Source organism: Tautonia marina, from assembly GCF_009177065.1.
In the GTDB taxonomy this organism is placed as follows: domain Bacteria; phylum Planctomycetota; class Planctomycetia; order Isosphaerales; family Isosphaeraceae; genus Tautonia; species Tautonia marina.
Map to the genome: position 1 here is coordinate 149,988 of NZ_WEZF01000005.1, position 23,867 is coordinate 173,854.

General features: G+C 61.1%; 14 protein-coding genes. 6 read left to right on the forward strand and 8 right to left on the reverse strand.

Going from position 1 to position 23,867, the window contains the following annotated elements; translation table 11 throughout:
* Nucleotides 1-61 precede the first annotated feature (61 nt).
* Nucleotides 62-1,039 carry an AAA family ATPase gene (locus tag GA615_RS07950; protein ID WP_152050748.1) on the forward strand — a complete coding sequence of 326 codons (978 nt, stop codon included), beginning with the start codon at nucleotides 62-64 and terminating at the stop codon, nucleotides 1,037-1,039.
* 74 nt (nucleotides 1,040-1,113) lie between these two features.
* On the opposite strand, the gene uvrA is transcribed toward GA615_RS07950, so the two are convergent.
* Nucleotides 1,114-7,560, reverse strand: coding sequence for an excinuclease ABC subunit UvrA (gene uvrA, locus GA615_RS07955; protein ID WP_152050749.1), 6,447 nt, complete (start codon nucleotides 7,558-7,560; stop codon nucleotides 1,114-1,116).
* Between the two features lie 314 nt (nucleotides 7,561-7,874).
* Here uvrA and GA615_RS07960 point away from each other — a divergent pair, with 314 nt between their 5' ends.
* Both GA615_RS07960 and GA615_RS07965 read left to right on the forward strand, forming a co-directional pair.
* The gene (locus tag GA615_RS07960; RefSeq protein WP_152050750.1) at nucleotides 7,875-8,903 is read left to right on the forward strand and encodes a GGDEF domain-containing response regulator; all 1,029 of its coding nucleotides are present in this window, start codon (nucleotides 7,875-7,877) and stop codon (nucleotides 8,901-8,903) included.
* A 219-nt stretch (nucleotides 8,904-9,122) separates the two neighbouring features.
* A complete protein-coding gene (locus GA615_RS07965; RefSeq protein WP_152050751.1) occupies nucleotides 9,123-10,187 on the forward strand; it encodes an SMP-30/gluconolactonase/LRE family protein in 1,065 nt (354 codons plus the stop codon).
* A 47-nt stretch (nucleotides 10,188-10,234) separates the two neighbouring features.
* Here the strand turns inward: GA615_RS07965 and GA615_RS07970 are convergent, their stop codons facing one another.
* The 5 genes from GA615_RS07970 to GA615_RS07990 all read right to left on the reverse strand — a co-directional run bounded on the left by GA615_RS07970 (nucleotide 10,235) and on the right by GA615_RS07990 (nucleotide 18,141).
* Nucleotides 10,235-11,035 carry a GNAT family N-acetyltransferase gene (locus tag GA615_RS07970; protein ID WP_152050752.1) on the reverse strand — a complete coding sequence of 267 codons (801 nt, stop codon included), beginning with the start codon at nucleotides 11,033-11,035 and terminating at the stop codon, nucleotides 10,235-10,237.
* 99 nt (nucleotides 11,036-11,134) lie between these two features.
* Complete coding sequence (locus GA615_RS07975) at nucleotides 11,135-12,406, reverse strand: glucuronyl esterase domain-containing protein (protein ID WP_152050753.1); 1,272 nt, start codon at nucleotides 12,404-12,406, stop codon at nucleotides 11,135-11,137.
* A 101-nt stretch (nucleotides 12,407-12,507) separates the two neighbouring features.
* Nucleotides 12,508-13,986, reverse strand: a complete 1,479-nt coding sequence (locus tag GA615_RS07980) for a DUF1501 domain-containing protein (protein ID WP_152050754.1) — start codon at nucleotides 13,984-13,986, stop codon at nucleotides 12,508-12,510.
* A gap of 69 nt (nucleotides 13,987-14,055) precedes the next feature.
* The gene (locus GA615_RS07985) at nucleotides 14,056-17,187 is read right to left on the reverse strand and encodes a PSD1 and planctomycete cytochrome C domain-containing protein (protein ID WP_152050755.1); all 3,132 of its coding nucleotides are present in this window, start codon (nucleotides 17,185-17,187) and stop codon (nucleotides 14,056-14,058) included.
* A gap of 456 nt (nucleotides 17,188-17,643) precedes the next feature.
* Nucleotides 17,644-18,141, reverse strand: a complete 498-nt coding sequence (locus GA615_RS07990) for a DinB family protein (protein WP_152050756.1) — start codon at nucleotides 18,139-18,141, stop codon at nucleotides 17,644-17,646.
* A 269-nt stretch (nucleotides 18,142-18,410) separates the two neighbouring features.
* On the opposite strand from GA615_RS07990, the gene GA615_RS07995 reads away from it, so the two are divergent.
* Entirely contained in the window at nucleotides 18,411-19,412 is a 1,002-nt protein-coding gene (locus tag GA615_RS07995) for a DUF1559 family PulG-like putative transporter (RefSeq protein WP_152050757.1), read from the forward strand.
* A 5-nt stretch (nucleotides 19,413-19,417) separates the two neighbouring features.
* Here the strand turns inward: GA615_RS07995 and GA615_RS08000 are convergent, their stop codons facing one another.
* The gene (locus tag GA615_RS08000) at nucleotides 19,418-19,876 is read right to left on the reverse strand and encodes a hypothetical protein (RefSeq protein ID WP_152050758.1); all 459 of its coding nucleotides are present in this window, start codon (nucleotides 19,874-19,876) and stop codon (nucleotides 19,418-19,420) included.
* 276 nt (nucleotides 19,877-20,152) lie between these two features.
* Between GA615_RS08000 and GA615_RS08005 the strand changes: the two genes are divergently transcribed.
* Complete coding sequence (locus GA615_RS08005; protein ID WP_261343929.1) at nucleotides 20,153-21,049, forward strand: deoxyribonuclease IV; 897 nt, start codon at nucleotides 20,153-20,155, stop codon at nucleotides 21,047-21,049.
* Nucleotides 21,050-21,074: 25 nt separating this feature from the next.
* Nucleotides 21,075-23,300: a polyphosphate kinase 1 gene (gene ppk1 / locus GA615_RS08010; RefSeq protein ID WP_152050760.1), complete on the forward strand. Its 2,226-nt coding sequence runs from the start codon at nucleotides 21,075-21,077 to the stop codon at nucleotides 23,298-23,300.
* 52 nt (nucleotides 23,301-23,352) lie between these two features.
* On the opposite strand, the gene sixA is transcribed toward ppk1, so the two are convergent.
* Nucleotides 23,353-23,847: a phosphohistidine phosphatase SixA gene (gene sixA / locus GA615_RS08015; protein ID WP_152050761.1), complete on the reverse strand. Its 495-nt coding sequence runs from the start codon at nucleotides 23,845-23,847 to the stop codon at nucleotides 23,353-23,355.
* Nucleotides 23,848-23,867: the final 20 nt, after the last annotated feature.

Below are 23,867 nucleotides of genomic sequence, written 5' to 3' on the forward strand. Positions count from 1 at the left end.
CGGACTCCGTGTGTCCGAAGACCACATCTGCCGAACAGTCGAACCCAGGCCGGAATGATTGATGAACCCCACCGACGATCCCTCGAACACCGAAGTTGCGACGTGGGCCGCTCGCGTCAAGCAGGAAATCGACAAGGTCTTCGTCGGCCAGCAACCGCTGGTTCGAGGGGTCCTGATCGCCTTGCTCGCTCAGGGGCATGTCCTGATTGAAAGTGTGCCTGGCCTCGGAAAAACCTTGCTCGTCAGAGTCCTTGGGAGAGTGCTCGGGTGTCGATTCAACCGAATTCAGTTCACTCCGGACCTGATGCCTTCGGATATTACTGGGACTTCCATCTACGAGGAACATACCGGCGCCTTCCGATTCCGACCTGGCCCTGTTTTCACCCAATTACTCCTGGCCGATGAGATCAACCGCTCTCCAGCCAAGACTCACGCGGCCCTGCTGGAAATCATGCAGGAAGCGCGGGTCACGGTCGATGGTCAGGCCCATCTGCTGGAGCCTCCCTTCCTGGTCATGGCCACGCAGAACCCGATCGAATCGGAGGGTACGTATAACCTTCCCGAAGCTCAGCTCGATCGCTTTCTTTTCAAACTCGTGGCCGATTATCCTTCCTCGCGAGAAGAAGCCGACATCCTTCGTCTTCATACCGAGGGCCGTAGCCCCGACTCGATCCTCACCGAGCAAGTGGCGACTGTCACCTCTCCGGCTGAAGTCCTCGACATGCAACGGCGCTGCGGCGACATCCTCGCCGACGATCGACTGATCGAATACATCACGGCCATTGTGCGACGGACCCGAGAATGGCCGGCTTTCTCCATCGGGGCCTCTCCGCGAGCCGGCGTGGCAATGCTTCGGGGGGCTCGAGCCTCAGCGGCCCTTGAAGGCCGCGATTACGTCGTGCCGGATGATGTCGTCGATGTTGTCCTCCCGGCGCTTCGACACCGGGTCATTCTGACCCCCGAGGCCGAGATCGAGGGACGACGCGTTGATGATTTGCTGGGCGAGCTGCTGCGATCGGTCGAAGTTCCAAGACAATAACACTCACCCGTTTCACGAACCATTCTCGGGTGGGACAAACGCCCAGGCATGGCTCCCATCGACCTTGGGACCCATCAATTCCGATCCGATCCCCCCATCAAGGTCGCCACACGGGCCTTGGCATCGCCCCACTCGTCCTTGACCGATTGCCCCAGGTATCCGTGCGCCATTTGGTCGATGAACGATTCAAACGCAGGGGTGCAGAGTTCTTCAGCCGAGTGTGCCATGATGACCACTTCTCGAAACCCGGCACCGGCAAATCCGGCCGAGACCCGAGGGGCATCACAGAGGACGGGAGTTTTCAGGGACTCGAACGGTTCGAGCCCGAGCTCCTCCTGAATTCGGTTCAGGTTCTGAGACTGCCTCACCGGCACACGGAAGCGAAGCGTGACCACCCATTCCTGACCCGTACTCGCTTCAAAGAACGGCGGAGTCATCCGTGGCGCATTGGGTAAGCAAACGCGCACGAGGGTGCGTTTCGACCAGTCCGGTTCATCGAAGGAACGTAGCTGCTTGAGCCGATCGACGATGAAATCGAGAATCCGGCCATCCCAACGAGCCGGCTTCCCGGTGCGGGTCAAGCGATCCTGAGTATGCCAGCGCCGGCCATCGCTTTCCCAGGGAGGGGCGATTGCCTCAACCTCCCCGATCGATTCCGCCACCCGACGCGCGTCAGCCAGCTCCTTCCGAGCCTCGGCGACGGGATCGTAGACCTTCCGAGGAGTGAGCGGCCCCGCTTCCAGCACTGGCTTGAGCACCTTGCCGGTCAAAGTGATGGGATTGGCGACGATCACCTCAGGAGGCCCAACGGCGACGACCGAACCTCCTTGTTCTCCCGCTTCCGGGCCAAGGTCGATGACCCAGTCCGCGGTCTTGATCACATCAAGATGATGTTCGATGATCACCACCGTATTTCCAAGATCCGCAAGGCGATGAATGACATCGAGCAGTTTTCGAACATCGTCGGAATGTAAGCCGGTCGTCGGTTCATCAAGAACATAGAGCGTCCGGCCGGTTTGTGGTCGGGCGAGTTCGGCGGCAAGCTTGATTCGCTGTGCCTCCCCTCCAGAAAGGGTAGGTGCCGACTGGCCCAGCGCGACGTATCCCAGCCCCACATCATGCAATGTTTGTAAGACACGGCGAATCTTGGGGACCGCGGCAAACAGATCAAGCGCCGCATCAACCTTCATGGTCAGAACATCGGAGATCGACTTGCCTCGATAGGTGACGGCCAGGGTTTCACCGGTAAATCGGGCACCTCCGCAAGACTCGCAAGGCACCCAGACATCGGGCAGGAAGTGCATCTCGATCCGGGTTTGTCCTGCTCCTTCGCAGGCTTCACAGCGACCGCCCGGAACGTTGAAACTGAAGCGGCCGGGGCCGTATCCGCGAATTTTCGACTCTGGCAGCTTCGCAAACAGTTCCCGGATCAGGTCAAAGACTCCAGTGTACGTTGCGGGAGTCGAGTTCGGAGTGCCTCCAATCGGCGTCTGATCCACGCCGATCATCTTGTCGATAAGCTCGATTCCCTCAATTGCGTCGTGCAAGCCAGGCACCACTTGCGATCGGTGAAGGTGCTGAGCACACGCCTTCATCAGAATATCTTCGACCAGAGAGCTTTTCCCGGAGCCACTGACCCCCGTGACCGCCGTAACAACACCGATCGGGAACGCAACGTCGATTCCCTTCAAGTTGTGGTGTCTCGCATTGCGAATCACCAGGGCCGCTCCCTCCGGGTTGCGTCGATTCGACGGAACCGGAATCGAGGCGCGACCGCTCAGATAGCGCCCCGTCAACGACTTCGAGATGTTGCGAACCTTGCTCGGCGGCCCCTGCGCGGTGATCCGACCGCCGAGGTCGCCGGAACCGGGTCCGAAATCGAGCAGATGGTCGGACGCCTCAATCACTTCACGATCGTGCTCAACGAGCACCAGCGTGTTGCCGAGATTCCTGAGATGCTGAAGTGCTTGCAAGAGTCGAGCATTGTCTCGCGGATGCAGACCGATCGTCGGCTCATCGAGCACATACAAAACGCCGGTCAGGCCACTACCGATCTGGCTGGCCAGACGAATCCGTTGGCTTTCCCCTCCGGAAAGAGTCGGGGTTGATCGAGCGAGCGACAGATAATCCAGCCCAACATCGACCAGAAATTTCAATCGATCGCGGATTTCCCGAATCAGGTCGCCCGCAATGTGCCGCTCATCTGCGGAAAGCTTAAGCTTTTGAAAAAATGAGAGCGCACGGCTGAGCGGCCAGTTGCTCATCTGATCGATCGTAAACTCCTTGAACCGAACCGCGGCCGCGTCGTCTCTCAGCCGTCCCCCCATGCACGTCGAGCAGGAGGTTTCGGCCACCATTCCGCGGAGCTTTGCCCGATAGAGGTAGGAGAGCCGCCCCGCCTCCTCCAGCGCAGGGAAAAGGCCCTTGTACTGGAAGCGAAAACCTCCGGCATCTTCCAGTGGCGGCACGTCGAACCAGGTCGCATCCGTACCAAAGAGAATCATTCGGCGATGACGGGCTTCGAGATCCTCAAAGGGAGTTTCGAGATCGATTCCCAACCGATCGGCCAGTCCGGCGATCATCCGGGCGAACATCGGGTTTTCGTCGAACGAGGGCCAGACTGCCACAGCCCCTCCGCGAAGACTCTTACGACCATCGGGAATCAGGGCCGCCGGATCGGCACCAAGTTGGACTCCCAGGCCTTCACACGAGGGGCACCAGCCAAGCGAGCTATTGAACGAGAAATGATGAGGCGACAATTCCTCAAAGCTTCGTCCGCAGCCATCACAGGAGCGATGTTGACTGAAGCGACGGATGGGCCAGTTCGCCTCGTCAATCTCCTCCGAGACCTTGGCGACGTGGATCACCCCCCGCCCCAAATCCAGGGCTGCCTCGACCGCGTCGGCCAGTCGAGAGCGGGTCGAACGTCGGATGATTGCCCGATCGATCACAACCTCGATCGAATGCGATTCGCGACGGTTAAGCTGGGGAGGGGATTCGAGGTTGTGGGAGACGCCATCGACTCGAACCCGCACAAACCCGGAACCGCGCAGGTCGTTCCAGAGCGTTTCATAATCCTCCCCCTCATTCCGATCGAGGGGGGCCATGATGTAAACGCGAGTTCCTTCAGGATGATGGAGAATCTTCTCGACGATCTCGTCAGAGGTCTGCGTGCCCACCGGAATTCCACACGCTGGGCAATACATATGCCCAAGTCTTGCGAACAAAATGCGCAGGTAATCGTGGATTTCCGTTACAGTCCCCACGGTTGATCGGGGACTTTTGCTGGTGGTTTTCTGTTCGATGCTGATCGCGGGAGATAGCCCTGTAATCCGCTCGACCTTGGGTTTCTGCAACGGTGCGAGGAATTGCCGAGCGTAGCTGGAGAGGCTTTCGACATAGCGTCGCTGACCTTCGGCATACAGGGTGTCCATGGCCAGCGAGGTTTTTCCCGAGCCGCTCGGCCCACTGCAGACCGTCATCTGATTCCGCGGAAGGCGAACGTTGACCCCCTTCAGGTTATGTTGCGAGGCCCCCTCGATCGTAATCGCACTGAGTTCGCGGGTTGGTCGACCCTTGACGGATCGCTTTGGTGATTTTCCCCTGGTGGACGGAGAGGAACGCCTCGAATCGGGCCAGAGAACCCGGGCGAGTGCTTTTCCGGTATGACTGTCGCGGACCTTGGCGACCTCCTCGGGCGTTCCTTCCGCAACAATCCGCCCTCCACCGGCCCCGCCTTCGGGGCCAAGGTCGAGAATCCAGTCGGCGGTCTTGATCACGTCGAGATTGTGCTCGATCACTACCACGGTGTTTCCTTGCTCGACGAACCCGTGGAGCACGTCGAGCAGGCGCCGGATGTCTTCAAAATGGAGGCCGGTCGTGGGTTCATCGAGGACATAGAGCGTCTTGCCGGTCCCCTTGCGTACCAGTTCGCGGGCCAGTTTAATTCGCTGGGCTTCGCCGCCGGAGAGGGTTGGCGAGGGTTGGCCAAGTTTTAAATAGTCGAGGCCGACATCGTGCAAGGTCTTGAGCATCACCCCAATTTTTGGAACGTTCGCAAAGTGCTCAAGTGCCTCTTGAACATCCATCTCGAGGACATCGCTGATGCTCTTGCCTTTGAACCGGCAGTGAAGCGTTTCGCGGTTGAATCGCTTCCCTTCGCAGACAGGGCAGGTGACCCAGACATCGGCCAGGAAATCCATCTCGAGCTTGTTCGACCCGTTCCCCTGGCAGGCTTCGCAACGACCTCCAGGGACGTTGAAACTGAACCTTCCGGGCTTGTAGCCTCGGGTCTTCGAGTCGGGGAGCTTCGTGTAAAGATCTCGGATTTCGTCGAAGAGCTTGATGTAGGTTGCCGGATTCGATCGAGGGGTTCGACCAATCGGCGACTGGTCGATATCAATGAGCTTATCGAGCTGTTCAACTCCTTCGATTCGATCGTGCAGACCCGGATCGGTTTTTGCTCCGTTCAGATCGCGTGAAAGCGTCTCCCGGAGAATCTCACCAATCAACGAACTCTTTCCCGACCCCGACACGCCCGTCACACAAACAAACCGGCCCAGGGGGATTGAGACATCGATGGACTTCAGGTTGTTTTGTCGCGCCCCAACGATCCGCACCACATTCTCTGAGAGGCCCCGTCGCTGGGTTGGCACCGCGATCGACTTCCGGCCCGAGAGGTACTGCCCGGTCAGACTGTTGGGATGTTTGGAAATTGTTGCCAGATCGCCCTGGGCAATAACCTCTCCCCCTTTGATGCCGGGGCCGGGACCGAAGTCAATTATCGAGTCGGCCGCGCGCATCGTGTCTTCATCGTGCTCGACGACGACAACTGTATTCCCGATGTCTCGAAGCCGTTGGAGCGTGGCGATCAGGCGATCATTGTCTCGCGGATGCAGCCCAATTGAGGGTTCGTCGAGAATGTAAAGCACCCCGACCAGCCCGGCCCCGACCTGACTGGCCAGCCGAATTCGCTGAGCCTCTCCCCCGGACAGGGTCGGAGCCGAGCGATCGAGCGTTAGGTAATCCAGACCGACATCCGTCAGGAACCGCAATCGCCCTCGAATTTCCTTGAGCAATTCCTCGGCAATCGTCAGTGATCGTGCATCCAGTGGCTCGGGCTCGTCGGAGCGTTCGGCCTTCCCCGTCCCACTGAGACGCTCGAACCAGCGTGAGAGGGTTCCTAGGTCGAGGGCTTCCAGTTCGGGCAAGGAGCGATCGCCGACCCGGACAGAGCGCGCTCGCGAGTTGAGGCGGGCTCCGTTGCATTCGGGGCAGGTCATGCTCCTCATGTACGGCTCGAGCCCTGCTCGGTGCGGACCTCCCTTGGAATGCTGGTACTTTTCCAGGAGTTCGTTGGCGATGCCTTTCCAGGTTCCCGGGTGAGCCCATTGGCGGCTCCGACTCTTCCATCGGTAAACGATGACCCGATCGCCGGTACCGTACAGCCAGGCGTTCTGGTACTCGGGAGCCAGCTCTTCCCAGGGGGAACGAAGCATCGTTCCCTTCTTCGGTCCACCCTCGTCGGCTTCGAGGTTCGAGGCGAACCCCTCGAAGAGGTGCCGCTTCCACTTGCCGAGTTTCTTGACCGGCCCAAGCGGAGCAATGGCCCCCTCCCAGACCGACAGGGTCGGGTCGGGCACGAGCAGGTCAGCGGCAAAGTCGTGGCGAATGCCGAGCCCATCACACGAGGAACACATCCCCTGCGGACTGTTGAAGCTGAACAGTTGCGGACTTGGCGCATCAAAGCCGATCCCGCACGGCACACAGGCGTACCGGGAGGAGAGGACCAGATCCGGCTGATCCTCGATCGCCACGATTACCGTCTCGCCACCAAGCTTCAAGGCAGACTCGACCGCCTCGGCCAGTCGCGATCGGACCGAAGGCCCAAGCTTGATCCGATCGATCACGACCTCGATCTCGTGCTTCACTTGACGATCAAGGGCCGGAGGATCGCTGAGAGCGATAATCCGGCCATCGACCCGAGCCCGAACATAACCCGCGCGAGAAAGATCGGTGAAGAGATCGCGATGTTCCCCTTTCTGCCCTCGGATGATGGGAGCCAGCAGGGTAATGGGCGTTCCGCTCGGTTGATCGAGAATTTGAGCAACAATCTGTTCCCGGGTCTGAGCCGAGACCAGCTGCCCACACGCCGGACAATGCTGCCGGCCAACCCTCGCGAACAGGACGCGTAAATGGTCGTGGATCTCGGTGATCGTTCCAACCGTGCTGCGCGGGTTTCGTCCTCCGGTCTTCTGCTGGATGGCAATCGAAGGGCTCAGCCCGTCAATCCGATCCACATCGGGCTTTGGCAATTGTCCGAGAAATTGCCGGGCGTAGCTCGATAGGCTCTCAACATAGCGCCGCTGCCCCTCAGCATACAGCGTGTCAAACGCCATCGAACTCTTGCCCGATCCCGACACTCCGGTGAAGCAAATCAAAGCACCACGAGGCAACTGCAAGGAAACGTCCCGCAGATTGTGTTCTCGGGCGCCCCGGATCACGATGTCGGAGCTGGCCATCCCTGCAGGTTCCTTCCGGAGTATCCGATCCCTGGTGCAGCTTTCGCAGACCTTGCAATGGAAGTGAGTTTAGCGGTCGTGAGAACGCCTGTCCAGGGACCAGCTCGTCGAAAAACCAACACCCGACCCCTCTCCGCGTTGCATGCAATCACCAGGAGTCGAATTGTTTCGACACCGTCCGGCTCTCTTGGAAAGAGCGATCTAGGGTTCTTTGGCCGGAGAGATGGTTCAGGGGGGCTGGTCCTGGCGGTGCAACCCTCGACGTACCATTTCGATCGACTCCCCACTTTCAGACTCGACAATCGATGGAATTGATGAAAATCCTTGTGGCAGAAGATGATCCGGTGAGCGCAACCCTGATTGTCGGTGCGCTGCGGCGGCTTGGTCACGAGATCGAGGTCGTCCCCAATGGACTGGAGGCGGAGATGCGTCTGGTTGCGGATCGATCGATTCGGTTGGTGATCTCTGACTGGATGATGCCGGGGATTGACGGGTTAGGGCTCTGTCAACGACTCCGGAGCCGTTCGGGATCGCTCTACACATATTTTATCCTCATCACCGCGCGCTCGGGACTCGAAGCTCGGATGGCGGGCTATCGGGCTGGGGTCGACGACTTCCTGAGCAAACCCTTGAACCTTGACGAGTTGGTGGCTCGGGTCGAGATTGCCCGTCGCATTCTGGAGATGCAGGAAGAATTGGTTCGCCGCTCGGACGAACTCGAAACGCTCAAACAGGAACTGGAACTCCGCAACGAGCGGCTGGCAGACATGGCGATCACCGACGCCTTGACCGGCCTCCGAAACCGCCGACACTTTCATCGGCTGTTTGAGTCAAGTTTCACCCTCAGTCACCAATCGTCCCAACCGCTGACTGTCATCCTCCTCGATGTCGACCGATTCAAGCAGTACAACGACTCTTATGGACACCCGGCCGGCGATGAGGTCCTGATCGGAGTCGCAGACGTGCTGCGGGCGAATGTTCGAGATCGCGATCTCATTGCGCGTTATGGAGGCGAGGAGTTCGTGGTGCTGTTACCTCGGGTGAGTGCTCCGGAAGGCATTGCCCTGGCCGAGCGGCTGAGACGATCCATTGCCGATCGGGTCTGGCGATCCGCTCCGATTACGGCGAGCTTCGGAGTCGGGACGTCGGGACCATCGACCGCAACCCCGGACATGCTGCTTGATCACGCCGACCAGGCACTCTATCGCTCCAAGCAACGGGGGCGAAATTGTGTCACGCATTTCCGGGAACTCACGCCTCGCCATGATCAGTCGTCGATTGTGCAGAACACCTCAATTCGCGCTCCCTTGCCCATGAAGTTGCCTGCCACGGGCACGCATTGAACCTCCGAGCGAGCGGCCGTCCCATCGCGCGGTCATCGCCTCTCCGGGAAGAAATTCGTTCGGGGAACCCCCTCGCCCCGTGCCGGCCCGTTGCCCGGCGGGCCGGGCTCGACTAAGTTCGAGCGTCGCCACCGGCCTTGAGGCGAGCGGGGCCGGTGAGTTTCCTCCCGCTGTCTCGTGGGCAACGCAGAATCTGCTCGCCTCTCCCGGAGCCGATCCATGACGCTAATTGATCGCAAGACAAGGCCCGAGTCGTGGGCCTTTGCCGCCGTCCTGATGGTTCTGGCCTTCGTGGTCATGCCAACGGCAGAAGCCCAGGAGGCGGCATCCGCCCCGTACGACTCCCTGGGAACCATCGAGGTCAAGCACGATCGCTTCCGGGAACTGATTCCCACGGATTCCCGGCTGGAAATCCTCGCGTCGGGCTTCGAGTGGACCGAGGGGCCGGTCTGGTGGCCCGAGCAAGAAACCGTCCTGTTTTCCGATATCCCGCGCAACACTGTCTTTGCCTGGACCAAGAAGGGCGAGTTGAAGCCCTTTCTGAAGCCGAGCGGGTACACCGGTTCCGACCAATTCACGGGTCAGGAGCCGGGCTCGAACGGATTGCTCTTTGACTCCAACGGCCGACTCATTCTCTGTCAGCACGGGGATCGCCGCGTTGCTCGACTGAAGGACGACCGGACCTTCGAGACGCTCGCCTCCACGTATCAGGGGAAACGCTTGAATAGCCCGAACGACGCCGTCTTCAAATCCGACGGCTCGCTCTACTTCACCGATCCTCCGTACGGCCTGCCGAAAAATGTCGATGATCCGGCCAAAGAACTTCCCTTCCAGGGGGTTTACCGTCTCTCGCCCGACGGAACCCTGACCCTCTTGACCGATCAGATGACCCGTCCCAACGGCATTGCATTCTCACCCGATGAATCCATCCTCTACGTGGCCAACTCCGACCCGGAAAAGGCGATCTGGATGGCCTTTCCCCTGAAGGATGACGGCACCCTGGGAGAGGGGAAGGTGTTTGCCGATGCCACCGATCAGGTCGGCAAGGAAAAAGGCCTCCCCGACGGGATGACCGTCGACCGAGACGGAAACCTGTTCGCGACCGGACCCGGCGGCGTCTTGATCTTCGCTCCCGACGGCACCCATCTCGGCACGCTCAAGACCGGCGAGGCCACCGCCAACTGCACCTTCGGAGGTGAAGACGGATCCGTGCTTTACGTCACGGCCGACATGCACTTCTGCCGCATCCCCACCACGACGAAGGGTCTTGGTTTCAACGATTGAGCCACCTCAATCGCACCGAGGGATCAGCCGAAAAGGTGATCCCTCGGTCAGACGGACTCGCCCGATTCCGGCGTGGAATCCTTGTTCTCCGACACGTCGCGGATGGGTCCCGGCGTATCGGAGGGCCTGAACTGCGCCATTGCGTCCAAACATTCGCTCAACAGGGGTTCCATCTCCTCCAAAAGCCGATGGAACCGTTGGCGGGCAAGAGACACCGGAGCCTGCAATGACTCGGGGACGGTCGAGACTTCGAGTTCAAGCGAGTCCTCGTCCCGGACAACCGTCCATCCGAGGCTCCGAAGCCATTGAAGCACCACGGTGTTCTCCGGCAAGACGAACGCCTTGAGCCGCTTGATCCCCAGCATCCTCGCTCGAAGGACGAGGAGCGCCAGTAAAACCGTTCCCAGCCCATGCCGTTGCGCGGCGTCGATCACGGTGATCGCGACCTCGGCCGACTGCGGATCGGTTTCATCCCGGATCATCCGGCCGCTTCCAAGTCCGTCGAAGGGTGGGTCGGGCAGATCGAGCGCGCACCAGGCCACGTGATCGACCTGATCCACCTGGATCAGTTGGCGAATCTCCGCCTCGCTGAGTTGATCGCGCTGGCGGAAGAAGCGAAACACACGAGATTGATCGGACAGTTGTTCAAATCCCGCTTCGAGCCGATGACGATCTTCCGGAAGGACCGGAGAGAGAAAGACTCTCCGTCCATCCCGAAGCCGGAACTCGAACCCGGGGCGGTTGTGAGTGTGCTGCTCCGAACGCCCTTCGTATGACTTATGCGGCCCAAAGAGCCGGCCCTCCGACGACCGCCCCCAGGAAACGGCAGGAACGCGAGGGAATCTCATCTCTCTCCCCTGCCTTCGATCGGCGCAACGGGTCTTGATGGACTTCGAATCGGCCCCGATGCGCCTCGTGATCGTCACCAAACGCGGCCAACACGTCGATCACTGCGAGGCGTGCGGACGAAGGTGCGTGTTGGCAAACTCCATGAAGACCTCCCAGTCCCGATCGGTCACATCGTGGCCTCCAGGGCGGATATGATATCCGACCGTGCTCGAAATCAGATTGTTGAGGCCAGGCATCTCCCGAGTTGCCATGCCATCAGTCCCAAGCAATTCATAGACCGGAGCGGCATGCTTGGCGGAGAGAAATTCGCCCCGAGGATCGGCCCAAAGATCCTCCTCGGCCGAGCAAACCAGAACAGGCCGGGGAGCAATCAACGCGATCAGCATATGTTGGTCCACTGGCAACTCATCCTCATTCCCGTTGAATTGCTTGAACCGATCCGTGAACCAGTGAGGAAACGAGGTGTTGATCCGCTCAACGGTTTCGCCAAACCGACGGCGGCTCAGAGCCGCACCACCGCATCCCGAGTCGTTCGAGATGACCAGCGCAAACCGCTCGTCCTGAGCCCCGCTCCAGAGCGAGGTTTTTCCCAGTCGCGAGTGGCCCATCACGATCACCCGGGAATCGTCGACATGATCATCGGTTTCCAGGTAGTCGAGCGCACGGCTCAGGCCCCAGGCCCAGGCACCAATCGATCCCCATTCGCCGGAGCCCGGTTCAGTCTGCCCTTCGGCATACGCCAGGGGGTGGACCCCGTCGCTCCACTGATCCTTCACATCGGCATCAATGTCGTAATACCAGATCGTCGCCAGGCCGTAGCCATTCGAAACAATCGTATCGACCGGCCATCTCCCCCGCCGCTCTCCCCGGACGGACTCATCCCCCCCCTCCGGCAATCGAATCGCAGGGTCAGGGAACACCGTGTGATTTCCTCGGAAATTCAAGCCCAGGAAGGTCGGGACCGGCCCCTCGACATCGGCCGGGGTGTAAAGAAGGAGGTCCATGTGAGGGCCATCGTCGTCCTCGGTGAAAAAAATGCGCACTTGCTTGCGCCTGGCGAGTCCGTCGATGGCATCGTCGGCCGAGTCGAAGACCTCCCATCGCATCCCTTCGGGTCGACCGATCGGAGTCTTGCCGTAAACGTAATCCTCAAAGAGACGGAGGATTTCGGGACGCCTTGACTGGCGCCACTCGTCGGGAGTCGTGACCTTCGAGCCGTCCTCTGACAGCAAAGGATCGGGCAACGAATAGTTAGGAACCTTGGATTCGTCGTAGTTGAACCCTTGAGGCTGGGCCATTGACTCAGTCGCGATCAGGAGCAGGCCCAGCGTCAGCGACGCGGTCCAGCGGAGCAGGGCAGGGGCGTTCATCCCAGAGGTTCCTCAATCTCAGGAAGCGGTCGATCTGGATGCAAAAAGGCCCACGACCGGCCGAAGCCAACCGCGGGCCTCTTGAGCATGACCTGGAAAGCTCAGGCGAGCAAGGCTTGAACCGGCCTGTGATCCTCAACACCCGTTAATCGCATGTCGAGGCCCTGGAACTTGTAGGTCAGACGCTTATGGTCGATCCCCAGGCATTGCAGGATCGTGGCGTTCATCTCGTGGATGTGGACAGGGTCCTGGACGACGTTGTAGCTGAAGTCGTCCGTCTCACCATGCACGATGCCCGGCTTAATTCCGCCACCTGCCATCCAGATCGTGAAACAGCGCGGGTGATGGTCTCGACCGTAATTCTCTCGGGTCAGGCCGCCCTGACAGTAGATCGTGCGACCGAACTCGCCTCCCCAAATGACCAGCGTGTCGTCCAGCAACCCTCGTTGCTTGAGATCCTGAACCAGGGCCCAGCAGGGCTGGTCGATGTCCTGGCACTGCTTCGGCAGGTCGCCGGCCACGTTGCCATGCTGGTCCCAGCCGCGATGGAACAACTGGACGAAGCGCACATCACGCTCGGCAAGGCGTCGAGCCATCAGAGCGCAGTAGGCGAAGGTTCCGGGCTTCTGTACATCCGGGCCGTACATATCAAGAATATGCTTGGGCTCGTCGGCCAGGTTCATCAGGTCGGGAACCGAGGACTGCATCCGGAACGCCATCTCGTACTGGGCGATGCGGGCCTGCGTCTCGGGGTCGGCGAACTGGTCGTAGTGCTTCTGGTTCAGGGTCGCCAGCGAGTCGAGCATCCGTCGCCGCTTGGTCGAACTCACTCCGGGAGGGTCCGACAGGAACAGCACGGCGTCACCATCGGTGCGCAACCGAACCCCCTGGTGCTTGCTCGGCAGGAAGCCGGAACCCCAGAGCCGGTTGTAGAGTGCCTGAGCATCTTTGCGCCCGGTCCAGGTCGGGGTCATGACCACAAACGATGGCAGGTTCTCGTTCATGGAACCGAGGCCGTAGCCCAGCCAAGAGCCCATACTCGCTCGGCCGGGCAACTGGTGGCCGGTGCAGATGTAGGTGATCGCCGGGTCGTGGTTGATCGCCTCGGTGTTGATGGATTTGACGATGGCCAGATCGTCGACCATCTTCGCCGTGTGCGGTAAGAGTTCGCTGACCCAGGCACCCGAATTGCCGTGCTGCTTGAACTCGTACCGAGACGGAGCGATCGGGAAACGAGTCTGACCACTGGTCATGGTCGTCAGACGCTGCCCCTGGCGGATCGACTCGGGCAAATCCTTGTCGAACCACTCGTTCATGGTCGGCTTGTAGTCGAACAAGTCGAGCTGCGAGGGACCGCCGGACATGAACAAGTAGATGGCCCGCTTCGCCTTCGGGGCGAAGTGAGGCAGGCCGGGTAGACCTCCAGACGAAAGGGCCGGACGGTCTTGATCGGCCCCGGTCGCCTGAGCGGCTCGATCGGGCAAGAGCGAGGCAAGGGCCGCCGTGCCCAGGCCCACGGCCCCCCGCCCGAAGAAGTGCCGCCGCGTCATCGTCTGGATGCGTTCGAGGATCGGGTCCATGCTCGCGTTCCTCTCGATTTCGGGTCGGTGGTTTGGTGCGGTGAAAATTTGTTAAGGTCGGGGCGGGGGTTAGCCCTTCACGATCACTTCGTCCAGATTGAGCAAGGTGTTCGCGATGATGGTCCAGGCGGCCAGTTCGGCCGGGTCGAACGCCGGGTCGGGTTGCGTTTCACCCACGGTGATCAGCGCCCGGGCCTCTTCAACCTCGGATTGATAGGAGGCGAGCAACTCGTCAAAGGTCCCATTCAGCTCGTTGATCTCGTCTGCTTCGGGACGGCGAGCGGTGGCCAGGCGGAACATGTGGGTGAGCCGCTCCTCGACCGACGGGCCCGCCTCACGAAGCGTCCGCTCGGCCAGACTTCGGGCGGCCTCGACGTATTGCGGATCGTTCAGCAAGAGCAACGCTTGCAACGGGGTGTTGGTCCGCTCTCGACGCACCGTGCAGGACTCCCGAGACGGAGCATCGAAGGTCGTCATCTGCGGCGGCGGAGCCGTTCGTTTCCAGAAGGTGTAAAGACTGCGCCGGTGAACTTTTTCTCGTCCAGAGTCGGGCTGGAACTTCGCCGTGTTGCTGCTCGTGTAGCCAACCGCTTCCCAGAGACCGGACGGTTGTGGAGGCTTCACGCCCGGGCCGCCAATCTGTTCCACGAGCAGGTCCGACACCGCGAGGGCCTGGTCGCGAAGCGTTTCGGCATCGAGCCGGAACCGAGGTCCGCGGGCAAGCAACACGTTCTTCGGATCGCGCGTGTTCAGCTCGGGGGTGGTTCGAGACGTCTGGCGATACGTGGCCGAGGTGACCAGCCGCTTCATGAACGTCTTGATGTCCCATCCGTCATCCTGGAACTGAACCGCGAGCCAGTCGAGCAGTTCCTCATGGCTGGGCGGATCTCCTTGAGAACCGAAGTCCTCGGATGTCTTCACCAGCCCGGTGCCGAAGACCTGCTGCCAGAGCCGGTTCACGGCCACCCGGGCGGTTAGGGGGTTGGAGCGATCAACAAGCCAGAGGGCCAGGCCCATGCGGTCGAGCGGCGCCCCTTCGGGCAAGTCGGGCAGGAATTCAGGAGTCGCGCGACCGACCTGTTCCCCTCGCTCCTCGTACTCGCCTCGGTTCAGGATAAACGCCGGCTTCGGTTCGGCCATCTCCTTCCAGACCAGGGTGGTCGGAATCGCTTCCTCGAGGGTCTTGCTCGCCGATTCGGCCGAGGCCAACTCGTCGAGCAAGGGACTCAAGGTTGAGCGAGCCGGAGCGTAGGCGAATCGAACGAAGTGGTCACGGAGTTGCCGGGTCTCGTCCTCCGAGCGATCAGCCGGTGCCTTCTCGACAATGGCCCGAATCGGACCTGGGAGGCCAGCCTTGTCACCGAGAATCTTCTGGTCACGGACCCAGCCCGCGAGACTCGTGTAGGTTTTCCCAGGCTGCGGGGTCCATGTCCGCAACCCGGCGGCATCCCACCGGACCGTGCCACCATGCTGGGTAAAGGCCATGCCCGTAATCGTCGTTCCGGGTGCGATGCCGACCTCAGCGGCTGAGACTTCCAGACGAACCCATTCGCCCGTCGTCGGCAACGGTCCCTTGGAAAGGCGTTCGGTGGTGCCATCGGCCCCGTAGTCGATCAGGTTCTCTCCCCAGTAGGCCCGATGTTTCCACGATCCGGTGTTCCACTGAAGCATGATCTCCTTCGGAGGATTGACCGGATCCAGGAAGACGTGAGCAAACAGGGTGTCACCTTCACCCACGAGCAGACCTTGCGTTGCCTCGGTAAAGAAGTGCTGACTCTGTCCCTCGGAGGTTCGCAGATGGGCCTTCTCACCCGAGAAAACGGGGTGATTCGGTTCGGAAACGAACGACCAGTCAGCCTCGGCCGAGGGCTTGGCCCCGGTTGGCAGGGCATCGTCGATCCAGACGAAGTCATCACGACGCACGTACTCACCCTGGTCATCGTCGCTTGCCGGATCGTAGCCGATGGCGGCGACGGCCTCGGAAATGCGGCTCTTGATCGCCGCGATCTGCTCGTCCAGCCGGGCTCGTTCGGCTTCCTGCTCGGGGGAAGGGACCTGAATGACCGGCGGGTGGGCCTTGGCGTTGCCGTCGAGCGGTTTGCCGTCGATCGAGTTGAAGAAGGCGAATAGCGAGTAGTAATCCTTGGCCGAGATCGGGTCGAATTTGTGGTCGTGGCAGCGAGCACAGGCAACCGTCAGGCCGAGGAAGACCGTCCCGGTCGCATCCACGCGTTCGACGACGTTCCGGACGTAGACTTCTTCCTCAATCGATCCCCCTTCGCTCGTGGTCACGTGGGCCCGATTGAATCCGGTGGCGATGAGTTGGTCGCGTGTCGGGTCCGGCAGAAGGTCGCCGGCAAGCTGTTCGATGACGAATTGATCGTAGGGGAGGTTTCGATTGAAGGCGTTGACGACCCAGTCGCGATACGGCCACATCTCTCGGTAGTTGTCGAGGTGCAGGCCGTGCGTGTCTCCATACCGCGCCGCGTCGAGCCAGAAGCGGGCCATGTGCTCGCCGTATTGAGGCGATTGCAAGAGTTGGTCCACAAGCTGCTCGTAACGGTCCTCGCGATCATCGGCCAGATAGGCGTCCACCTCGGCCGGAGTCGGGGGCAACCCCGTGAGATCGAGATAAACCCGCCTGACCAGGGCCTCAGGATTCGCTTCGGGAGACGGTTCCAGGTTTTCCTGGATCAATCGTTCCAGAATGAATCGGTCGATCGGGTTCCGGACCCAGGAATTATCGTCGAGGACCGGCGGCTCGGGCTTGGTCGGCGGAACAAACGACCAGTGTTCTTCCCACTCGGCCCCTTGCTCGATCCAGGTCCGGATCAGCTCGATTTGCTCGGCGGTCAGTGCCTCGTGCGACTCTGGAGGCATCCGATCGAGTTCGTCTTCACTCGTGATCCGGTAAACCAGTTCACTCGCTTCAACGTCGCCGGGAACGATCACCGCATATCCACCCCGATCGGCAAGGGCCTCGTCCCTCAGATCGAGCCGGAGATCGGCCTTTCGGGTGGCCGAATCCGGTCCGTGGCATGCGAAGCAGGCATCCGACAACAATGGCCGGATCTGCTTGCCAAAATCGATCCGAGGTTCGGGTTTCGCGTCGTCGGCGGCCAGTGAGGGCACCGCGGCGAATACCGCCCAGCAGGCGGCCAGAACGAGGGATCGCGTCGTCGCGAGGGTCGGCGGTCTCATCGATTCGGCTCCCGAGTCGGCTCGGTGGTTGAAAGGCGGGGTTCGTTCGGTGGAATCTTCGGCCAGGAGGGCAGGGTGAAGATCGCTTCGCTCGCACTGCGGAGCGAGGGATCGAGGGCAGCATATTCCGTTCAAATTTCCCTCGGATTCGATCGAATCTCAAGGGTTTGAGCGTGCTACTGAAACCCTCTGGGGTACGAGGATCGAGCAAAGGCCGAGGACTGGTTTGAATCCGATGGCGTCACGAGTGAACGGCTCATGCAAGGTGCGAATGATGGACGATTTCCAGTGGCTCAATTACGGATACTACGCCAAAACGTCTCGCATCGTTCGACGATTTCGGCGCATGTTAAACAGGGACATTATAAGAGTGAAACCCTGGCCTGCCAGTCACCAGTGCAGGCCGGGGTCGGACGATTCTTTGGAAACGATCCTGCACGCAGACACCGTGCCCGATCAGAACGCTGGCGGAGACTGGACCACGAAGGTCCGACTCATCAGCTTCCGAAGCAAGGAGATCTCTCCGCTGTGTCGGGCTTCGTCGTGCAGGCCATGAACAATGCCGTACCGAACCGTTCGGTTCGGGTTGCCAGGCTCACTGGCGCCGAGTTGTTCGGGGGTCAGCTCCGAAATGACGCCTCGAAGCCGTTCGTGCTGTGCCTTCAGGGCCGCGACGACCTCTTCGAGGGGCGGCCAGTTTTCGGGGGAGATGTGTGCCGGGTTGCTCTCCCAGCTAAACATCTTGAACCAACCCTCGGGAATCTGGGGCTCCCGACCAAGGCCCTTCAGGGTCAGGAACTCGGTGACCACATAGGAGTGGCCGGCGTGCCAGAGGCACGAGTTCTGAAGGCCGGGCGGGGCCCAGCGGGCGTGGGTGTCGTCGAGATTTTGCAATTCCTTGAGCGTCTTGCCGCGTACGTCGTCGAGCAAGTCCAGTAGCGTTTCGTCGGCCATTCGTACGTTCTCCGCCCGCGACTACGGCGAGCGATCATCACAGTGGAGGGACAAGGGGAGAGAGACTCACGCCTCTGAATTATTCCGTAGAATCCATCATCGTCGCAACCGCTTTCCTGAAGACTCGATCGGCCGGGCCAGTCGATCCGGTTCCGTCAAGCTGATCGTTGCTTCGCCAGGCGACGATTGCCGACGATCGGTCAGACCGCCATTGGACCTTCGTGTTGCCAGGTCAATCGGCTTGCCCCGAACTCCGAACGGAACTCCTTATGCATGCACGCTCTACCGCCGTCTTCGCGGTCGCTCGGTTCGCTCCTTACGCCGTTCGACGAGTGCCCCGCAGGGGAATCGGTCCAGCCGAAGTACTGGTCGTGCTCGTCGTCGTCGCCATTCTCGCCCTGTTGCTCATGCTCGGACTGGCAAGGAGCCGTGAGGTTGCTCGATCCGCCACCTGCTCTCGGAATCTGCAGCAAATCGGTCTTGCGATGCAGCTTTATGAACAGGTGACTCAGCGCGTGCCCTACGTCGCTCCACTGGAGGATCGGAACAACGCTTCTCAAGGACCTCTCGCGGCGATCCTGCAACAGCTTGGCAGAACGGAAGTGACCGGGCTCGACATTCAACCCGATTCGGAACCTGCCCCACCGCTCTCAGAACCGATCTCGGAGCGTTACCTTCCGGATTTTGTCTGCCCGTCCGACCCGATCGCCACGTCTCGAGTCTTTCCCGCACCGGTCAACTATCGAGCGAACACGGGGGATCAGCCTGAGGGTCGTGGTGGCCCGTTCATGCCAGGGGGTTCGATCGGATTCAACGAGGTCGAGGCTGGTGATGGTGCGTCCTATACCGCGGCCTTCGCCGAACGGCTCGTCGGGACCGCGGGGACCTCAACCGAGACGAGCCGGGATTACCAGCTCGTCCCCGGTCCCGTTCCTCGGGAAGGCTGTCCTGAGGTTCCCGGCGAGCCGCTCCAGACCGACGCCGGTCGGTCCTGGCTGGAACTCGGTTGGAGATCAACGCTGTATTCGCACGCACTCGTTCCCCAGAACCCTCGATCATGCATCGACGAGCAAGGCCGAACCGCCCTGATGGGCGCATCAAGCGGACACGTGGAAGGGGTTCGCGTGCTTCTGATGGATGGGAGCGTTCGGGTCTATTCTCGGTCGATCAATCCTGAGGTCTGGGCCTCGCTCGGAACCTATCTCAGTGATGTTTCCCAAGAAGAAACGCCGGAATCTTCTTCACTTCCCGACGAACCAACCGAGCCCTGACGTCGTCATCCCGATCGTGCGTGTCGGGCATGAAGCATCACATCCTGAAGGATCATCACAAGCATTACCGCGAAGGCCAGCACCGTGAGCGGAGCCCCTGGGCCGAGGGTCGCCTTCGGCCCTCCCGAGAACAGGAAGACCATCGTGCCCGCGTGAGCGATTCCATAGAGCGAAAAGGCAATCGGCAAGACCGCCGGAATGCGGCCGATCCCGACCGCCCGGAGCCACGAGCACCAGCAGACAATCCCCGCGGCGAAAACGACCATCCAGTTCGGCAACCAGAACGGGCCCACGATCAATCGGCCCGCCCATCCCGTCGTTTCGAACTCGCCGATCCCGCCACCGAGCGTCCCGGGAACGGCCATCGTATGCCCTCCCCAGTTCAAGCCCGCCGCGCCGATGACCCCAATCGTGGCGAGGGTCACGACCACCGCCGTCAAGAATCGAGAGGAAATGCGGGGCATGAGCCATTCCGATTGCGAAAAAAACAGACGCGCCGTCGCTTGCGCCGCCTGAATACGACCAGGACACGATTTTCCCTGCAGATCGTTCGAGAGGGCTCATCGTAACACCCGAGGGCCTCCCGGTCTGCCGGTCGGGAGCTGACATGGCCGATCCCCGTGGGTTGCGATACAGTGCCCTCAATGCTTCGCGATGGGATCGCCCCTGCACCCGCCGAGGAAAAGGAAGGACCAAGGATGCCCGCCAAACCTCGTTCGCAATCGAAATGGGTCCCGAGGATGTTCGGCGCCCACATGAGCATTGCCGGAGGACACGACCGAGCCGTGCGGGCCGCCGCGGCCCTGGGTATGGATTGCGTTCAGATCTTCACCAAGAGCAACAACCAGTGGAAGGCCAAACCCTTAACCGATGACCAGGTCGCCGCCTTCCGCCAGAGCCTTTCGGAAACCGGCGTGGGCTCTCCCGTGGCCCACAATTCCTACCTGATCAACCTGGCCAGTCCGGACGATGAACTCTGGCACAAGTCCATTGATGCCATGGTGATCGAGCTCGAGCGGGCCGAGGCGCTCGGCATCCGCCATCTTGTCAGCCATCCCGGCGCCCACGTCGGCAGTGGCGAGGAGGCGGGACTCACCCGGATCGCCGCGGGCCTCGACGAAATCCACCGACGCACGACCGGATTTCAGGCTCGCATCGCGCTGGAAACGACGGCGGGGCAAGGGAGTTGCCTCGGGCATCGGTTCGAGCACCTGAGCGCCATTCTCGACCAGGTCCATGAGGCTGATCGCCTGGAAATCTGTGTCGACACCTGCCACATCTTCGCCGCGGGCTATCGGCTGGGCACCCGAGACGAGTACAATGAAACCATCGGGGAGCTGGATCGGATTATCGGTCTGAAACGAGTCCGCGTCTGGCACCTCAACGACAGCGTCAAGGCGTGCGGAAGCCGCGTCGATCGCCACGCCGGCATCGGTCGTGGTGAGCTTGGCCTGGAACCATTCGCCCACATCGTGGCCGACCCGCGATTCGCCACGCTGCCGATGATTCTGGAAACGCCCAAAGGAACCGAGGGCGGCGAGGATCTCGACGCGATCAACCTTCGAGTGCTCCGAGACCTGGAGACTCGGGCCAGACTCGACGCGGCCGATGCCTCCCGAACCGCTCGGGCCTCCTGACCTTGGCGAGGAAGGCACGTCCGAGATGTCCGAGCCAACGCGATCTGAAACCATTCCCATCCCCTACGCCACCCCCGAGGGGGTTCCCGACGGCCTCTCGCTCGATTCCTCCCTGTTCATCAACCGCGAGCTGAGCTGGCTCGACTTCAACGAGCGCGTGCTTGAAGAAGCCCAAGACCCCTCGGTCCCCTTGCTGGAACGACTCCGGTTCCTGGCCATTACGGCCTCAAACCTCGACGAGTTCTTCGAGGTCCGCGTCGCCGGGCTTCAGGCACAAATCTACGAACAACTCGAACCGCAAGACCCCCCGCCCGACGGCCTCAGCGCCCTGACCCAACTCCTCGAAATCGGCCGTCGATCCCGCGATTTCGTCGCCCGACAATACGAAACCTGGATCGACGATCTGCTACCCAAGCTGGCGTCGGCCGGCATCGTGGTCGTCAGTCCCGACGCCTTGACCGAGGACGAAAACACCTTTCTCGACACCTACTTCGAAACCGAGGTCTACCCGGTTCTCACCCCGCTGGCGATCGACCCCGCCCATCCCTTCCCCCACCTGCACAACAAAAGCCTCAACCTGATTCTTCGCCTGGAGCGCCAGGAGCGGAACCGCAAGCGAACCGACTCTCAAGCCCCTCGGCAGCTCTATGCGGTCCTTCAGGTTCCGTCGGTCCTCAGCCGACTGGTCCGTCTTCCCTCCGACGAGGTCGGCCAACATCGCCTGGTCTTGCTCGAAGACGTGATCGGCCCCCGACTCGATTCCCTCTTCGGCGGCTTCCGCGTGGTCGCTCATGCCGCCTTCCGGGTCACCCGAAACAGTGACCTGAGCATTCAGGAAAGCGACGTCAAATCCAGCTTGCTCTCAATCATTCAAGAGAATCTCCGCAAGCGGATGTGGGGTGATGCCGTCCGCATGGAGATTTCCGATCGGGCCGACGAGACGTTCGTCTCACTCCTCCAGAATGCTCCGGCGCTCGACCTCGACGACCGCGACGTTTACCGCGTTCCCGGCCCGGTCGCCCTCTCGGCCCTGGCCTCGCTCTGCAAGATCGAGGGCTACCGAGAGTTCAAGGAACCCCCCTGGGAGCCTCGACTTCCATCGGCCCTGGCCTCGAACGCCAACATCTTCGAGGCGATCCGGGATCGAGATATCCTGGTCCATCACCCCTTCGAGTCGTTCGACGCCGTCGTTCAATTCGTGGAACAGGCGGCCGTCGATCCTCAGGTCCTCGCCATCAAGCAAACCCTCTACCGAACGGCGGAGGACAACCCGATCATCGACGCCCTCGCCCGGGCCGCGGGCAACGGCAAACAGGTCACGGTGCTGGTCGAGATCCAGGCCCGGCTCGATGAGGAAAACAACATCGTCAAGGCCCGGATGCTCCAAAAGGCCGGCGTCCATGTCGTCTACGGTATGGTCGGTCTCAAGACGCACTGCAAGGCTGCGCTCGTCGTCCGCAGAGAGCCCGATGGCATCCGCCGGTACATTCACCTTGGCACCGGGAACTACAACCCGACCACCGCGAGGCTTTACACCGACCTCGGGCTTTTTACCTGCCGCCCCGATTTCGGCGACGACTCCTCGGCCCTGTTCAACCTCCTGACCGGTTACTCCCAGGGCCACGACTGGCAGAAACTGGTGGTTGCGCCGTATCACCTCGTCGACCGAGTCCTGGAGATGATCGACCGCGAGCGTCGGCACGCCGAGGCCGGCAAGCCGGCCCGGATCATTGCCAAGATGAACTCACTCGTCGATCCCCGCACCATTGCCTCGCTCTATGCCGCCTCACAGGCGGGGGTTCAGGTCGATCTTATCATTCGAGGGATCTGCTGCCTTCGCCCCGGAGTTCCCGGCATTTCCGAGAACATCCGGGTCGTGAGCATCATCGACAAGTTCCTCGAACACTCTCGAATCGCCTACTTCCAGAACGGCAACGATCCCGAGGTATACCTCTCCTCGGCCGACTGGATGCCGCGCAACTTCAACCGTCGCGTCGAGTTGATGTTCCCGGTCGAAGACCCCCGACTCCACTCCCGGATCGTCCGGGAATTGCTCGGCGTCTATCTGGTCGATAACACAAAATCCCGACTTCTTTGCGCCGACGGCAGTTACGAACGGCTCCACCCAGAACCGGATGCTCCCGCCTTGCGTGCGCAGACCGCGTTGCAAGAGGAAGCCGTTCGGCGAGAGTTTCCCGAGGCCATGCGCGAGGCCCTCTGTCGACTCGGGTTGCCGGATCGCTCGGCCTGAGACAGGCCGAATCGCCCATTGCCCGAGTCGAGCGGCTCGCGGGTCATACAGATCAGCTTCGCAGTCGTCTCAGAACCCGAGGCGTCACCAACCATTCCAACGAGTACCGCCCCGCCGGGTCCACTTCGAAGCAGGCAAGCCCCCCTTTCTTCAACTCGGCCACCACGGGAGTTCCCGCGCCGAGCGGCAAGACGGAAATCAATTCCGAAAACGCGGGATTGTGGCCGACGATCATGACCGACTCGCCCGGCAGGACCTCGAGCCACCGGCGGATCGACGTTGCCGACGCCTGCGGACGCAATTCGTTCACCAGCTCCAACCGATCTTCGATTTCGAGACCCCTGGCCACAATCTCGGCCGTTTCTCTGGCGCGAGGCAGGGGGCTGGCCAGCATCCGATCGGGCATGACGTCAAGAGCCTTGAGCCCGCGGAGTTGCTCCTTCAATCGCTTCCGACCCTTGGGGGTCAACGGCCGCTCGTCGTCCTCAAAGCCTGGAGTTCCATGCTCCACTGCGATGCCGTGGCGCAGGACATAAAGCTGTCGCACGGAAGGATACCCTTTCGGAA

What these genes read in the sequence shown, in the direction of transcription:
- GA615_RS07950 (WP_152050748.1), top strand. Translation starts at nt 62, where the DNA reads ATGAACCCCACCGACGATCCCTCGAACACCGAAGTTGCGACGTGGGCC.
- uvrA (WP_152050749.1), bottom strand. Translation starts at nt 7,560, where the DNA reads ATGGCCAGCTCCGACATCGTGATCCGGGGCGCCCGAGAACACAATCTG.
- GA615_RS07960 (WP_152050750.1), top strand. Translation starts at nt 7,875, where the DNA reads ATGAAAATCCTTGTGGCAGAAGATGATCCGGTGAGCGCAACCCTGATT.
- GA615_RS07965 (WP_152050751.1), top strand. Translation starts at nt 9,123, where the DNA reads ATGACGCTAATTGATCGCAAGACAAGGCCCGAGTCGTGGGCCTTTGCC.
- GA615_RS07970 (WP_152050752.1), bottom strand. Translation starts at nt 11,035, where the DNA reads ATGAGATTCCCTCGCGTTCCTGCCGTTTCCTGGGGGCGGTCGTCGGAG.
- GA615_RS07975 (WP_152050753.1), bottom strand. Translation starts at nt 12,406, where the DNA reads ATGAACGCCCCTGCCCTGCTCCGCTGGACCGCGTCGCTGACGCTGGGC.
- GA615_RS07980 (WP_152050754.1), bottom strand. Translation starts at nt 13,986, where the DNA reads ATGGACCCGATCCTCGAACGCATCCAGACGATGACGCGGCGGCACTTC.
- GA615_RS07985 (WP_152050755.1), bottom strand. Translation starts at nt 17,187, where the DNA reads ATGAGACCGCCGACCCTCGCGACGACGCGATCCCTCGTTCTGGCCGCC.
- GA615_RS07990 (WP_152050756.1), bottom strand. Translation starts at nt 18,141, where the DNA reads ATGGCCGACGAAACGCTACTGGACTTGCTCGACGACGTACGCGGCAAG.
- GA615_RS07995 (WP_152050757.1), top strand. Translation starts at nt 18,411, where the DNA reads ATGCATGCACGCTCTACCGCCGTCTTCGCGGTCGCTCGGTTCGCTCCT.
- GA615_RS08000 (WP_152050758.1), bottom strand. Translation starts at nt 19,876, where the DNA reads ATGCCCCGCATTTCCTCTCGATTCTTGACGGCGGTGGTCGTGACCCTC.
- GA615_RS08005 (WP_261343929.1), top strand. Translation starts at nt 20,153, where the DNA reads ATGTTCGGCGCCCACATGAGCATTGCCGGAGGACACGACCGAGCCGTG.
- ppk1 (WP_152050760.1), top strand. Translation starts at nt 21,075, where the DNA reads ATGTCCGAGCCAACGCGATCTGAAACCATTCCCATCCCCTACGCCACC.